Source organism: Actinoplanes octamycinicus, assembly GCF_014205225.1.
GTDB classification, from domain to species: domain Bacteria; phylum Actinomycetota; class Actinomycetes; order Mycobacteriales; family Micromonosporaceae; genus Actinoplanes; species Actinoplanes octamycinicus.
In genome coordinates, this window is record NZ_JACHNB010000001.1 from 6,382,632 (window position 1) to 6,396,230 (window position 13,599).

A 13,599-nucleotide genomic window follows, 5' to 3' on the forward strand; every position below is an offset into this window, starting at 1 on the left:
GCGAGGGCTTCGATCAACGGGCGGGGAGCGTGCGGGAACCGCCGATGATCAGGGTGACGACGGCTTCCACGTCCTGCAGACCAGCCCGGTCCAGTTCGGTGCGCAGGGTGGCCTCGCTGGCCTCGGGTGGCCGACCCATGGCTTCCAGGTGCAGCACTCCACGTTGTACCTGGATGTCGGTGATCTGCCAGCCCTGCCCGGCGGCCCATCGCTCGGCGACCGGCTGGGCCTGGCCGATGATCCGCTGCTCCTGGAGCACCTGCCAGCTGCCGTAGCCGAGCGGCACCGCCATGAGCAGCAGACTGAGCGCCACGGTGGCCACCGTCTTGGCGCCGAGCGCCCCGACCGGGAGGCCGGCTTCCTTGGCGGCCTCCCGCAACCTGGCCGCGAGCATGATCGCGGTGCCGGTGGCGATGATCGCGGCGACGTTCGTGCCGAACAGCAGCAGGGCACCCAAGGACTCGCCGTAGGCGCCGGACTCGGCGGTCAGTCCGACGACCGCCAGCGGCGGGACGAGCGAGATGGCGATGGCCACGCCCGGCAGGGTGTCCGAGACGTCGGAGCGGATCAGCGCGAATCCGCCCACCAATCCGGTGGCCAGCGCCGCGATCAGGTCGATGAACCGGGGACTGACCCGGGACGCGACCTGCGAGTTGTTCGCGGCGACCACGTCGAGGTGGAAGGGTGCGCCCATCAGGTAGCCGATGGCCACCACCAGCGCGGCGCCGGCGAGCGTCAGAGCGAGGTGGTAGACCAGTTGCCGGCGGTCGGCCAGGACGATCGCCAGCGCGGTTCCGAGGATCGGTGTCATCAGCGGCGCGACGATCATGGCCCCGATGACCGTGGCCGTGGAGTCGGCGATCACGCCCGCGGAGGCGATCACCGCGGCCAGGACGAGCAGGACCCAGAAGTTGGTCAGGTTCCGGTGCCGGTTGCCGTGGGTGAGGAAGAGCCGGGTGAGGATCCGCTCGACGTCGGCGGCCGGGACCCGGATGCCGGACCAGACGTTCATGGTCCGACGCCGCGCGTGGTCGGGCGATCTCTCACCACGAACAGCATCGGCCTGGCTCCTTCCGGTGGGTCGCGCAGTCTTCGGGATCATGCGCCTGCGCGGCTGGCTGCCGCCTCACCCTGCTGGGGTGAGGCAGTGGTGACAACCGGCGTTTCGCTTGCGGGAGCCCGCCTCGTTCACTAGCTTACTGACAATGAAAATCGCTTTCACTGGCAAGGGTGGCAGTGGGAAGAGCACCGTGGCCACGTTGTTCGTGGCTCACCTGCGGGCCGCCGGTCATCGCGTCCTGGCCGTCGACGCCGACGTGAATGTGCACCTCGCGCCGCTGCTCGGTGTCACCGCCGACAGCCGCGGCGCCCTGTCGCACCCGGACAACGTCACCGCCTTGCGAAGCCATCTGCTCGGCGACAACACGCTGATCGGCGGGGTGCGGCGGTTCGTGGCGACCACACCGCCGGGCCCCGGATCCCGGCCGGTCACCCTCGAACCCAGCGACCCGGTGCTGGCCGCGCACGCCGTCGCGCTGGACGAGCGCACCCACGTGATGCACGTCGGCACCTATGAGCCCGAGGAGATCGGCGCCGGCTGCTACCACGGGCACCTGGCGATCCTGGAGAACCTGCTGTCGCACCTGCGGGCCGCCGACGGCGACTGGGTGGTCTGCGACATGGTGGCCGGCACCGACGCGTTCGCCAACTCCCTGCACGCGCAGTTCGACGCCATCGTCGTGGTCGTCGAGCCGACGCCGGAATCGGTCACGGTGGCCCGCCGCTACCGGGAGCTGGCGGTCGCGGCCGGGGTCGCCGACCTGCTGGTCTTCGCCGGCAACAAGGTCGCCGACGACCTCGATCGGGACTACCTGCGGCGGGAGCTGGGGACCGAGCCGCTCACCGTGCTGACCACGCAGGCCGGCCTGCGCCGGGCACGGCAGCTGGGCGCCTGCCCGAGCCTCGAGGACCTCGACGACGCGACGCCGCTGCGGCACATCGCCGAGCACGTCCGGCCGGTCGATCCGATGCGTCGGCGTGCTCTGCTGCGCGAGCTGCACCTGAGGACGGCAGACAAGGATTGGGTACGGAATGCGTACGGTGATGTCACTGATCAGCTGGAACCGGTCACCGTCTGATCGGCCTCTCCCGGAGCGGCCGGTTCCCAGCGGCCGGGACCGAATTCGGGCCGGTGATGTTCGGCGGCGCTCGATCGGGCATACCAGAGGCAGACGTACACATCTGTGGGAGGAAGCCATCATGCAGAGCCGTTCCATCGGTGACGTCCGGGTCAGCGCGATCGGGCTCGGCGGCATGCCGATGTCCATCGAGGGCCGGCCGGACGAGGACCGGTCGATCCGGACCATCCACGCCGCTCTGGACGCCGGGATCACCCTGATCGACACGGCGGACGCCTACCACATCGGGGCCGACGAGGTCGGGCACAACGAGTCGCTGATCGCCCGGGCGCTGGCATCCTACGGCGGGGACACCTCCGGGGTGCTGGTCGCCACCAAGGGCGGCCACCTGCGCCCGGGGGACGGGAGCTGGACCGTCAACGGGTCGCCGGACTACCTCAAGCGGGCGTGCGAGGAGTCGCTCAAGCGCCTGGGCGTCGACGCGATCGGGCTCTACCAGTTCCACCGGCCGGACCCGAAGACGCCGTACGCGGACTCGGTCGGCGCGATCCGGGACCTGCTGGACGCCGGGAAGATCCGGATGGCCGGCATCTCGAACGCCAACCCGCAGCAGATCCGCGAGGCCCGGGACATTTTGGGCGGCCGGCTGGTGTCGGTGCAGAACCAGTTCTCGCCGGAGTTCCGGTCCTCCGAGCCGGAGCTGGAGCTCTGCACCGAGCTGGGCATCGCCTTCCTGCCCTGGTCGCCGCTGGGTGGCATCCGGTCGGCGGGCTCGCTCGGCGGCGCGTTCGCCCAGGTCGCCGCGAAGTACGGGGTGAGCCCGCAGCGGGTCTGCCTGGCCTGGCACCTGGCCAAATCGCCGGTGTCGATCCCGATCCCCGGCGCGAGCCGCCCGGAGACGATCACCGACTCGGCGGCCGCTGACACGGTGCGTCTGACCGCCGAGGATCTGGCCGCTCTGGGATAGGCCGCCGCACGCGAGGCGTCCTGCCGTCACCGCGGCAGGACGCCGGCGCCCGGGCAAGCCATCAGCCGGGCCCCGCAAGCGCCGGGTGGACCCGGCGGCAGTCGCTCGCCGGTCAGGCCCGCGAGGTCACGGCCGGCTCAGTGCTTCGCCCGCGGCGGCCCGCAGCGTCACTTCTTGCCATTCTTCGTTGGAGCCGCGCCACGCGCCGGCGACGATCTGCGCCGCCCCGCTCCCCGGGCACTCCTGCACGCGGTAGCGCCCCGCCGTCCCACCGATCTGGACCATGACGTCCCACTGCGAGCCGTCGCTGCGGATGTAGACGTCGCGCCGGAAGCGGGGTGTGTTGCTGCCGTTCCACCAGTGCCGCTGAACCTTCATTCGACGACCCTACAGGCGCGCGGCCGGAGGAAGGTCCGCCGTTCGGCTGCCGGCGCCGGCCGGATATGTCATAGCGGCGCTGGTGGAAGTGAAGCCCGGACCGGTAGACGCGGGTGCCGGAGTCACCGGCGGGCCGGCCGGTCCGGCAGCAGCCGCTCCTCGAGATCCAGCTCGCGTTCCAGCACACGCAGCCCCGCGTCGGGCAGCCGGCCGGCATCGCGCCAGCGCAGGAACTCCTCCCGCTGGGCATCGATGGCCACCCGGCGCACATGTAGGGCGGCCTCGTACTGCGGCGAGATCGGTACGTCCGCCGAGTCGTTGTCGCGGAGCAGGGAGAGCCGATCCCGGTAGCGGCTCAGCCGAGCCCGCAACTGCTCGCGCATCGTCTCGATCATCTCGTCGCCGATGTCGTCGTGGTGCTGTTCCTGCAGTTCGTCGAGCGCGGTGAGGGCGGCCTCGACGGAGGCCGCCCGAGCCTGGTTGCGCAGCAGAGCCTGGTCGTTGTCGTCCGCGCGCAGCCCCAGCGTCCGGACCATCGGCGCGAACGTCAGACCTTGCCCGACCAGGGTGACGAGCACCACCACGACGGTGCAGAACAGGAGCAGGTCACGAGCGGGGAAGTCGGCCCCGGCCTCGGTGACCAGCGGCAGAGTGAAGATCGCCGCGAGACTGATCACGCCCCGCGTGCCGGCCCAGCTGAGGACGGCGACCTCCCGGGCCGTCCAGCGCGCCGACGTCGTCCCGGCCGTGCTGTCCCCGCTCCAACGGGTGTGCAGTGCCGCGGGCACGAGCAGGGTGAGTATCAGCCACAGTGGCCGTAGCAGCAGGGTCACGCCCACGGCGATCGAAACCGCGACGACGACGGTGGCGGTGTCATATCCGGCCAGGCCGCGGATGATCGCCGGCAGTTGCTGACCGATCAGCAGAAACACGAAGCCTTCGAGTAGGAAGTCGACCAGCCGCCACACCGCGTTGGTCTGCAACCGACCCGCTCCGGACGCGGACCGCGGCGTGTGGTGCCCCACGATCAAACCGGCTACGACCACGGCCAGCACGCCGGAGACATGTATCACCTCACCGAGGAGGTAGGCGCAGAACGGTGTAGCCAGCGACACGGCGTTCGCCATGATCGGATCGCCACTGAGCGGCCGGGACAGCAGGCGGACGGCGAACGCTGTCAGCGCGCCCACGGCCACGCCACCCGCGGCGGCCAGCAGGAACCGGCCGAGGGCGGCCGGCGCCGAGAACCTGTCCCCGGTGGCCGCGGCGACCGCGACGCTCAGGATGGTCAGGGCGGTGGCGTCGTTGAGCAGCCCCTCACCCTGGATCAGCGTGATGATCCGCGGGGGGAGCCCCACCTTGCGGCCGACGGCGAGCGCGGCGACCGGGTCGGGTGGCGCGACCGCCGCACCCACCGCGATGCCGGCTGCCAGGGTCGCCCCGGTGACGAACCACGCGAAGCCCAGACCGATCAGCAGCGCGGTGAGCAGGACCAGGAGCACCGACAGGCTGACCACGGTACGCAGATTGCGGCTGATCGCGATCATCGACGAGTCCAGGGCGGCGCTGTACAGCAGCGGCGGCAGCACGAACGCCAGCACCAGGTCCGGATCAAGGGGGATGTTGGGGCCCGGAAGGACGGCGTATCCGATGCCGATGACCGGCAACAGCGCGGCGGCGGGCAGCCCGGTCCGGCCGGCGACCCACCGCACCACCACGACCACAGCGACAGCGGCGAGGACAAAGATCAGAGCCGGCTCGACATCCACCGTGTCATCCTTTACGGAACACCCGACGTCGGCCACGAAATTCGGTGGCTGGTAGCGCCGGGCCGGAAATCGGCGCCGGATTTTCCGTCGTCATCCACATTCCTGTGCTACGGTTGGCACGTTGCAGTTTTGATTTCCGTAGACGTTTTCAGCGCCTGATGGGTCATCTTAACCCTCACGGGCGCTTTTTCGTTTTCCGCGTCGATGCGATGCGGGTGATCAACACGGCGGCGGGAGAGTCCGCGCGGTGCGGATTCCGACAGCTTGCTAAGGAAAAAAACATGGTTACAGGTACCGTGAAGTGGTTCAACGGCGACAAGGGCTTCGGCTTCATCAGCCAGGATGAGGGCGGCCCCGACGTGTTCGCTCACTTCTCGGCGATCTCGGCGTCCGGCTTCCGCAGCCTCGACGAGAACCAGCGGGTGGAGTTCGACATCACGCAGGGCCAGAAGGGCCCGCAGGCGGAGAACATCCGCGCTCTCTGATCCACAGACTACCGACGGCGGCTCGACTGGTTCAGCGAGCCGCCGTCGGTTTGTTTTTCCGCGTTTTCTGAGACTGTTCACTGAAAATTCGACGGCTTCCGCGCCTGGAAAGTGCGTGCTGTTCGAGAAAGGCTTCTATGACGACGATCACCGAAGTGGTTCGCGTACCCGATCCCCGCCCGCTCTACCGCCTGACGGATTTCCCTGGCGCGACCCCGGCCGCGACCACCGGACGACTGACCCCGTTCCTCGCCCCTGCCACGGCAGCGGATCCGGCGCCCGCGCTGCGCGACCCGGATCGCGGCGAGCACGCGATGTATCTGCTCCGCGACCCGTTCACGTCACCGTAGAGGGGTCCCCGGTCCGTCGACGAGCCCGATTCCCGGCGCGAGCCGTCCGAAGATGATCACAAAACTCGGCCACCGGCGACAGGGTGAAGCGGCATGGCTGCGTCGGAGCGGGGAATTCTGGCGGCATGGCGGCACACGCGGGGGACCAGGCGGAGAAGACCCGGCATTTTCAGTGCGCGCGCTGCGGCGAGCGGGTGCTGGTGCAGGCCGGGGCGATGATCCCGCCCTGTCCCAACGGCCACCTCGAATACCGGAGCCGGATGCAGGCGAATTCGAGTAGGCGGCGGTCAGGCGGGTAGTCGGCCGGCATGCTGAAGCGAGGCGTGTGGCACGGATTGGTGGCCGGTCTGGCCGGAGCCGTGGTGATGACCGCCGCGGAGAAGCTTCGTCATGCCGCGAAGTCCGGCTCATCCTGGTGGGTGACCACCGTGTCCCGCAGCCCGCAAGCCGCTACCAGCGGCAGCAAGCTGTCCGGACACCGGATGACCCGAAGTTCGCCGCCGCGCTGACGCATCACGAAGCGTGCGTGGAGCAGCATCGCCATGGTGTCGGCGGCGGGAGCGGTCACTCCGGTGAGGTCGACGTCGACGCGGTGCGCGCTCGGCGCCGTACAGGTCCGGAACAGGCGGCGCTCGAAGCTCGCGGCCGGATCCTTCTCGAAGCGTTTGCTCGCTCGGACCACCTTGCGGCGGCGCGGCGAGCGACGGCTGTTCGTCGAGGTCACCACGATCACCTCGCCTTCCTCCGTTGACCAGCCGACGGTAAATCGACGCAGCAACCGACGCAATAACTACCGGCGGGTGTCCCTCTCCTGAGTCCGCGGGCGCTTACGCCGCTGGCGAGACGTGTGTCGCCCGGAAGACTGTCAGGCGGGCGGAAGCAGGTCGGCGAGCAGACCCTCGATGCGGGTCTTGATCTCGTCGCGGATGGGGCGGACGGCGTCGACGCCCTTGCCGGCCGGGTCTTCGAGTTTCCAGTCCTCGTAGCGTTTGCCGGGGAAGACCGGGCAGGCGTCGCCGCAGCCCATGGTGACGATGACGTCGGATTCCCGGGCGGTGTCCCAGGTGAGTTTGGTCGGGGTCTGGTCGGTGATGTCGATGCCGGCCTCCCGCATCGCCTCGACGGCGGCCGGGTTGATCGTGTCGGCGGGGGCGGAGCCGGCGGAACGGACCTCGACGCGGTCACCGGCGAGGTGGCGCAGCCAGCCGGCGGCCATCTGGGAGCGGCCGGCGTTGTGGACGCAGACGAACAGGACGGTGGGCTTGGTGTCGCTCATGCGGGTGGTCTTCCTTGCGGGTTGGTGTGCTGGTGCCGGTCAGGCGGAGTGTTCGACCACGATGTCGTCCGCGGTTTCCCCGACGGCGGGGTAGAGGGCGAGCAGCAGGCCGACGCCGATGATCAGGCCGGCGAGCTGGGCGATGACGAAGCCGGGCACCGAGCTCGGGGCGATGCCGGCGAAGGTGTCGGTGAAGGCGCGGCCGAGGGTGACGGCCGGGTTGGCGAAGCTGGTGCTGCTGGTGAACCAGTAGGCGGCGCCGATGTAGGCGCCGACCGCGGCCGGTGCGACCCGGGCGCGGCCGGAGCGGCCGAGCGCGAAGATCAGCAGGAGCAGGCCGGCCGTGGCGACGATCTCGCCCAGCCACAGATGTCCGCCGGAGCGTTCTTTGGTGGAGAGGGTGATCGGGGCCAGGTCGAACATCAGGTTCGCCAGGACGGAACCGGCGATGGCGCCCACGGCTTGCGCGGCGGCGTACCCGGCAAGGTCTTTGATCGTCAGTCCCGAGGCGGTGCGGCGGCCGAGGAACCAGTCGGCGGCCGACACGACCGGGTTGAAGTGGGCGCCGGAGATCGGGCCGAAGGTGAGGATCAGCGCGCCGAGGGCGAACGCGGTCGCGATCGAGTTCTCCAGCAGCTGCAGCCCGGTGTTGCCGGGGGACAGGGTGGTGGCCATGATGCCGGAGCCGACGACGGCGGTGACCAGCAGCGCGGTGCCCAGGAACTCGGCGAGCAGCCGCCGCCACAGGATGATCTGGTGCATGGAGTGTTCTTCCCGCTCGGATCAGTCGGCGTCGGTGGTGAGCAGGGTGGCCAGCTGCCGCAGGAGGCCCGAGCGCGCCCGGTAGTACACCCAGGAGCCGCGGCGCTCGGCGTCGACCAGGCCGGCCTCGCGCAGCGTCTTGAGGTGGTGCGAGATGGTCGGGCCGGACAGCTCGAAGGCGGGGGTCAGGTCGCACACGCACGCCTCGCCGCCGGGCGCGGACGCGATCATCGACATCAGCTGCAGCCGGATCGGGTCGCCGAGGGCTTTGAACGCGGGCGCGAGCACGGCGGCGGTCGGCGCCGGGATCCGGCTGGTGGCCAGCGGCGGGCAGCACGGCGTGTCGGCGGTGAGGTCGGTGAGCGTGAGCGCCTCGCCTGGCTTTGACATGCGTCTAGGTTGACATCTATCGAAACCGCGTGCAACTCTTCGTTTCGAACAACGTCTAATTCGACAGATGTCGAGATCGAACCTGAGAAGGAGTACGACGATGAGCGAGAGCGCGGCCACCACGACCTCGGTCGGCACCATGTCGTGCTGCGGCAACCCGCCGCAGTCGCAACTGGCATCGCCCGAACCGGCAACCGAGGCCGGCGCCCCGTGTTGCGGCACCGGAGCCGAAGCGCGGCGGGAGGGTTCCTGCTGCGGTGCGGCGGCCAAGCAGAACGCGGTTGCCGCCGGTCAGGGCTGCTGCGGATGACTGCCGGCCCGCATGACGCCGCCATGTCCGGAACAGCCGGGATGCGCACCATCCAGTCCGACCTAACGCCGCCCGTACCGTTGAAAGGAATTCCATCGTGACCAAGGCCCTCGCCACCCTGCCCGTCGTCGTCATCGGCGCCGGCCCGGTCGGGCTCGCCGCCGCGGCCCACCTGGCCGACCGCGGCCTGCCGTTCCTCGTCCTGGAAGCCGGCGACCACCCGGCCACCGCGGTCCGCGAGTGGGGCCACGTGCGGCTGTTCTCACCCTGGCGGTTCACCGTCGACCCGGCCGCCGCCCGGCTGCTCGAGCACGCCGGCTGGGTCCGCCCCGACGACGACAAGCTGCCCACCGGCGCCCAGCTCGCCGCCGACTACCTGCAGCCCCTCGCCGACCTGCCCGCACTCAAGCCGCACGTCCGCTACCGGGCGCGGGTCGCCGCGGTCACCCGCCTCGGCCTCGACCGGGTCCGCACCGCGGGCCGCGAGAACAGGCCGTTCCTGGTCCGCCTCGCCGACGGCGACGACATCCTGGCCCAGGCCGTCATCGACGCCTCCGGCACCTGGGGCACTCCGAACGTGCTCGGCGCCTCGGGCATCCCGGCCCACGGCGAAACCGGCGCCGCCCGGTTCATCACCTCCGCACTGCCGGACGTCCTCGGCCACGACCGGGACCGGTTCGCCGGCAAGCACACCCTGGTCGTCGGCGCCGGCCACTCCGCCGCCAACACCCTGCTGGCCCTCACCGACCTCGCCGGCCAGCACCCCGGCACCACGGTCACCTGGGCGATCCGCTCCGCCAGCCCGGCCCGCACCTACGGTGGTGCGGCCGCCGACGCGCTGCCCGCCCGTGGCGCCCTCGGCTCCCGGCTGCGCGAACACGTCGAGAACGGCACCATCACCCTGCTCACCGGCTTCTCCGTCGACTCGCTCACCACCGACGGGGACACGGTCACGGCCTCCGACGGCGAACGATCGGTGACCGTGGACCGGATCGTGTCGGCCACCGGATTCCGCCCGGACCACTCGCTCAGCGGTGAACTGCGCCTGGACCTCGACCCGATCCTCGGCTCGACCCGCGCCCTGGCCCCGCTGATCGACCCGAACGAACACTCCTGCGGCACGGTCCCGCCGCACGGCGTCGACGAACTCACCCACCCCGAACCCGGCTACTTCGCCATCGGCGTCAAGTCCTACGGGCGGGCGCCGACGTTCCTGCTCGCCACCGGCTACGAGCAGGCCCGTTCGGTGGTCGCCGCCCTCGCCGGCGACTGGGACGCGGCCCGCGACGTGCGACTCGACCTGCCCGAGACCGGTGTCTGCAACAGCAACCCGATCGAAGGCGACGACACCGTCGCCGCGGGAGGCGGCTGCTGCGGGTCCGCCTCGGCCGCCGACGTCGCGGCCGGCTCGCTCGCCGTACCCGTGCAATTGATCAGCCTCGGCGACCGGCCAGCCGAAGGAAACAGCGGCTCCTGCTGCTGACGCACCGTGGACATCACCGACCCGCCGGCCGCCGATGGCGGCCGGCGCGTGTTCAGCGGCTGGTGGCTCGTCGCCACCTTCGCCATCACCCAGACCATCGGGTACGGCAGCCTCTACTACTCGTTCGCCGTCCTGCTGCACCCGGTCGCCGCCGACCTGCACACCGGCCCGGCCGCGGTGACCGGGGCGCTCACCACGGCGATCCTGGTCCAAGCCGGCATGGCGATGCCGGTCGGCCGCCGGCTCGACCGGCATGGCGGCCGCGTCCTGATGACCGCCGGCAGCCTGCTGGGCGCCGGCATGCTGGCCGCCTGGTCCCAGGTCCAGGCGGTATGGCAGCTGTACCCGGTCTTCGCCGGGCTCGGCGTCGCGATGGCGATGGCCCTCTACGAGCCGGCCACCGCCGTGCTCGTCGCCTGGTTCGACGCGGCCCGCCGCCCCCGGGCGATCCTCGGCATGATCGTCGTGGCCGGATTCGCCAGCACCATCTTCATGCCGCTGACCGGCTGGCTCAACGACCGGCACGGCTGGCGCGTCACCCTGCTGCTCCTCGCCGCCGGGTACGCCGCCGTCGCCGTCCCCCTGCACGCCCTGGTCGTACGCCGCCCGCCCCGCACGACCAGCACATCCCGGCGAACCGGCCCGGTGCAGCGCCGGACTCTTCTGCGGGCCGCACGCCGCGACAGCCGCTTCTGGTGGCTGGCCGCCGCGTTCGTCGCCCACGCCGCCGCGATGAGCACCATGACCGTGCACCTGGTCGGCTTCCTGACCAGCCGCGGACACCCGGCCACCTTCGCCGCCACCATCGCCGGGCTGCTCGGTGTCCTGTCGGTCACCGGCCGGCTGCTGCTCACCGCCACCGGCCGCCGGATACCGCTGCACCGGGTCGTCGCCGCGGTGTTCGCCCTGCAAGCCGCCGCCGCGCTGGGCCTTCCCGCTGTCGCCGGAACCCGGATCGGGGCGATCCTCGGGGTGACCGCGTTCGGGCTCGGCTTCGGCATCGCCAGCCTCGCCACCCCGCAACTGCTCGCCGACCGGTACGGCACGACCGCCTACGCCAGCATCGCCGGCACCCTCGCCGCGCTCGTCACGCTGGCCAAAGCCGGCGCACCGCTGGCCGCCGCCGTGCTGCTCACCGCCTCCGGCAGCTACCGGGTGGTCCTGCTCGCGGCCGGCGCGGCCTCGGTCATCGCGGCCGGTGGCATTCTCGCCCGCGCGACCACCGTGCCACCGATGCCGCGCGAGACCCCACCCGTCAGCACGACCACACCTGGCCGATCATGACGGCCGGTCAGTCCGGGGACAGCGCCCCGAGGTTCGCTGCGATCCTGGCGGCGTCCCGCGGTAGAGCACGGCGTGGTAGCGCGGGAGGGCCGGGCCCGCCGCCGCCCGCTCGCCGATGGCGGCCAGCTCCTCGTCGCTGAGCGTGTCGCCGGACTCGTCCATGCCGTCCCTCTCTCGTCGAGCCGGCCTGGTGCGGCCGGCCCACCCGGATACCGGTGGGCCGGCCGCGCGCTCGGACCGGTCAGGTGCAGTTCCGGCCCTTGTTCAGGCAGGTCGCGATGCGCTGCATGGTCCGGGCCGCGTTCACGTTGACGAAGTCGTCGTGGTCGGAGAACGGGTTGTGATTCTCCTCCGGGAAGGAGTCCAGCGCGTACTGACCCTTGAGCTGGACGTCGCGCGGAATCTCGTACGAAATAGTGATCCTCAGCTGCGGGATCGCGACGAATCCGGCCGGGCAGGCGCCGGTCACCCGGTCGGCGAAGGCGACGTGGCTGCGATGGTTGGCGCTGTCCACGTTCTTGCCGTCCCAGCAGCCGGGGAAGTCGTGCACGCGCTGCACCCGGCGGCCGGCCGGGCAGATCGGATACCGGTCGGTGAGCCGGTCGCCGAACCCGGAGCACGTCCAGGCGGCGCGGGCGTTGGCCGGGCCGCGGCTGGTGGGTTTCGCGTCGCCGGTGAGCGCGCGCAGGAACTTCGGCATCGGCACCACCTTGCCGGCGGCGTTGCCCCGGTACTCGATCAGTACCTTGGCCGGGCGGACGATGCCCCCGGTGTTGTTCGGCAGCTCCAGGTTCCTACCCCGCGGCTCCGGCAGCGCGCTGCTGCTCGGCGCGGGGGAGGCCGGACCGCCGGTCGGGCTCAGCGCACAGCCGGCCAGCCGTTCCAAGCCGGCGGGCCGGGCCGCGACGCGGCCGATGGCGATCGCGATCCGCTCCAGGACCGCGGTCCGCTTGGCCTTGAGCGGTCCGAGAATCGCGTTGTCGACGAAGGCGGCGCCGCCCTGCCCACGGCTGGTCACCAGCCGCTGATTCGCCTCGGCGATCTGCCGATCGAGGTCGGCCAGGTTCCGGTCGACCTCATCAAGAGCCTGCTTCGGTACGCCGGGCAGCTTGTCCCGCACACCAGGGCACCGCACCGTCGCGGTGGTGACGGTCCCGGCCGGGGCGTGCGAACTGTGCAGCGCGGCGTGGATGCCGTCGTAGCTGACGTCGCAGTCGGCCAGCGAAATCATCCCGGCCGGTCGGCGACCACCGGCGGCGCGGATGGTGTCGCCGATCCCGGCCAGCACCGCCGCGCGCCGGTCCTGCAGCGACTGCAGGACCGTCCGGTTCAGGTCGACGTTCACCCCGCGGCTGGCCAGCACCCGCCGACCGGCGGCGACCTCCAGCCGGTCCAGCTCGGCCAGCTGCCGGTCCACCGCCGCCTTCGCGGCCGCCGGGATCGCCGGCAGCCGGTCGCGGACCGCGGGACAGGCGACCGTCGGCGAGGTGCCGGCCAGGGCCCGCTGGACCGCGCCGCCGTCGCGGACCGACCGGTCGATCCGGACCACCGGCCAGAAGTACGACGACTTGTCGCCGTTGCGGCAGGTCGTCCCGGAGGCGTCCAGGTCGGCGTCCGACGAGGTCGCGGTGATCGCCAGGTTCCCGACGAAGTCGTGCACGTGCTCGGCGCCGTTGCGGATGCCGGGCTGCGCCACCGGGTTGTCCGGGCTGAACTTGCCGTTGCCGTTCGTCCCGCAGTCCACCGTGAACCGGCCCGCCGACCCGCCCGGCGTCACCCGCGGCCGGCGGACGTTCGGCGTCACCTGCTCGATCGGCACGTACTGCTGCAGGCTGGTGGCCGCCTCCGCGGTGCCCTTGCCGCCGCTGGAGACGAACGTGACGGTCAGGACACCCGCGGCGGCCAGCGTCACCGCGGCCGCCGCCACCCGTATGCCTTTCGCGTTGCCGAACTTCCGATGCCGGTAGCGCACCTGTGCCTCCTCGATGGCCGATGATCGCCCCGGCC

The 13,599-nt window shown here is 71.3% G+C and carries 16 protein-coding genes; 7 read left to right on the top strand and 9 right to left on the bottom strand.

Annotated elements, in window-relative coordinates:
• Positions 1–13: 13 nt before the first annotated feature.
• Positions 14–1,012, bottom strand: coding sequence for a DUF389 domain-containing protein (locus tag BJY16_RS28205; RefSeq protein ID WP_185042588.1), 999 nt, complete (start codon positions 1,010–1,012; stop codon positions 14–16).
• A 193-nt stretch (positions 1,013–1,205) separates the two neighbouring features.
• On the opposite strand from BJY16_RS28205, the gene BJY16_RS28210 reads away from it, so the two are divergent.
• Together BJY16_RS28210 and BJY16_RS28215 are read left to right on the top strand one after the other, a co-directional pair.
• Positions 1,206–2,138 carry an ATP-binding protein gene (locus BJY16_RS28210; protein ID WP_185042589.1) on the top strand — a complete coding sequence of 311 codons (933 nt, stop codon included), beginning with the start codon at positions 1,206–1,208 and terminating at the stop codon, positions 2,136–2,138.
• A 121-nt stretch (positions 2,139–2,259) separates the two neighbouring features.
• Entirely contained in the window at positions 2,260–3,105 is an 846-nt protein-coding gene (locus BJY16_RS28215; RefSeq protein ID WP_185042590.1) for an aldo/keto reductase, read from the top strand.
• A gap of 126 nt (positions 3,106–3,231) precedes the next feature.
• Here BJY16_RS28215 and BJY16_RS28220 read toward each other — a convergent pair whose 3' ends face one another.
• A complete protein-coding gene (locus BJY16_RS28220) occupies positions 3,232–3,483 on the bottom strand; it encodes a hypothetical protein (protein ID WP_185042591.1) in 252 nt (83 codons plus the stop codon).
• A gap of 122 nt (positions 3,484–3,605) precedes the next feature.
• Positions 3,606–5,252: a Na+/H+ antiporter gene (locus BJY16_RS28225; RefSeq protein WP_185042592.1), complete on the bottom strand. Its 1,647-nt coding sequence runs from the start codon at positions 5,250–5,252 to the stop codon at positions 3,606–3,608.
• A 281-nt stretch (positions 5,253–5,533) separates the two neighbouring features.
• Between BJY16_RS28225 and BJY16_RS28230 the strand changes: the two genes are divergently transcribed.
• On the top strand, positions 5,534–5,737 hold the full coding sequence (locus BJY16_RS28230; RefSeq protein ID WP_185046705.1) for a cold-shock protein: 204 nt from the start codon (positions 5,534–5,536) through the stop codon (positions 5,735–5,737).
• A gap of 137 nt (positions 5,738–5,874) precedes the next feature.
• Positions 5,875–6,087: a hypothetical protein gene (locus BJY16_RS28235; RefSeq protein WP_185042593.1), complete on the top strand. Its 213-nt coding sequence runs from the start codon at positions 5,875–5,877 to the stop codon at positions 6,085–6,087.
• 388 nt (positions 6,088–6,475) lie between these two features.
• Here the strand turns inward: BJY16_RS28235 and BJY16_RS28240 are convergent, their stop codons facing one another.
• The 4 genes from BJY16_RS28240 to BJY16_RS28250 all read right to left on the bottom strand — a co-directional run bounded on the left by BJY16_RS28240 (position 6,476) and on the right by BJY16_RS28250 (position 8,515).
• Positions 6,476–6,820: an STAS domain-containing protein gene (locus BJY16_RS28240; protein ID WP_185042594.1), complete on the bottom strand. Its 345-nt coding sequence runs from the start codon at positions 6,818–6,820 to the stop codon at positions 6,476–6,478.
• A gap of 132 nt (positions 6,821–6,952) precedes the next feature.
• The gene (locus BJY16_RS47565) at positions 6,953–7,363 is read right to left on the bottom strand and encodes an arsenate reductase ArsC (RefSeq protein ID WP_203759087.1); all 411 of its coding nucleotides are present in this window, start codon (positions 7,361–7,363) and stop codon (positions 6,953–6,955) included.
• A gap of 39 nt (positions 7,364–7,402) precedes the next feature.
• Entirely contained in the window at positions 7,403–8,125 is a 723-nt protein-coding gene (locus BJY16_RS47570; protein WP_203759086.1) for an aquaporin, read from the bottom strand.
• 21 nt (positions 8,126–8,146) lie between these two features.
• Entirely contained in the window at positions 8,147–8,515 is a 369-nt protein-coding gene (locus BJY16_RS28250) for an ArsR/SmtB family transcription factor (RefSeq protein WP_185042595.1), read from the bottom strand.
• Positions 8,516–8,615: 100 nt separating this feature from the next.
• On the opposite strand from BJY16_RS28250, the gene BJY16_RS28255 reads away from it, so the two are divergent.
• The 3 genes from BJY16_RS28255 to BJY16_RS28265 all read left to right on the top strand — a co-directional run bounded on the left by BJY16_RS28255 (position 8,616) and on the right by BJY16_RS28265 (position 11,592).
• The gene (locus tag BJY16_RS28255; RefSeq protein WP_185042596.1) at positions 8,616–8,825 is read left to right on the top strand and encodes a hypothetical protein; all 210 of its coding nucleotides are present in this window, start codon (positions 8,616–8,618) and stop codon (positions 8,823–8,825) included.
• Between the two features lie 94 nt (positions 8,826–8,919).
• Positions 8,920–10,308 carry an FAD-dependent oxidoreductase gene (locus BJY16_RS28260; RefSeq protein ID WP_203759091.1) on the top strand — a complete coding sequence of 463 codons (1,389 nt, stop codon included), beginning with the start codon at positions 8,920–8,922 and terminating at the stop codon, positions 10,306–10,308.
• A gap of 6 nt (positions 10,309–10,314) precedes the next feature.
• A complete protein-coding gene (locus BJY16_RS28265) occupies positions 10,315–11,592 on the top strand; it encodes an MFS transporter (protein WP_185042598.1) in 1,278 nt (425 codons plus the stop codon).
• Here the strand turns inward: BJY16_RS28265 and BJY16_RS28270 are convergent.
• Positions 11,587–11,754: a hypothetical protein gene (locus tag BJY16_RS28270; RefSeq protein ID WP_185042599.1), complete on the bottom strand. Its 168-nt coding sequence runs from the start codon at positions 11,752–11,754 to the stop codon at positions 11,587–11,589. The two genes, BJY16_RS28265 and BJY16_RS28270, sit on opposite strands and share 6 nt — an antisense overlap.
• 79 nt (positions 11,755–11,833) lie before the next feature.
• Positions 11,834–13,564: a DUF1996 domain-containing protein gene (locus BJY16_RS28275; protein ID WP_185042600.1), complete on the bottom strand. Its 1,731-nt coding sequence runs from the start codon at positions 13,562–13,564 to the stop codon at positions 11,834–11,836.
• Positions 13,565–13,599: the final 35 nt, after the last annotated feature.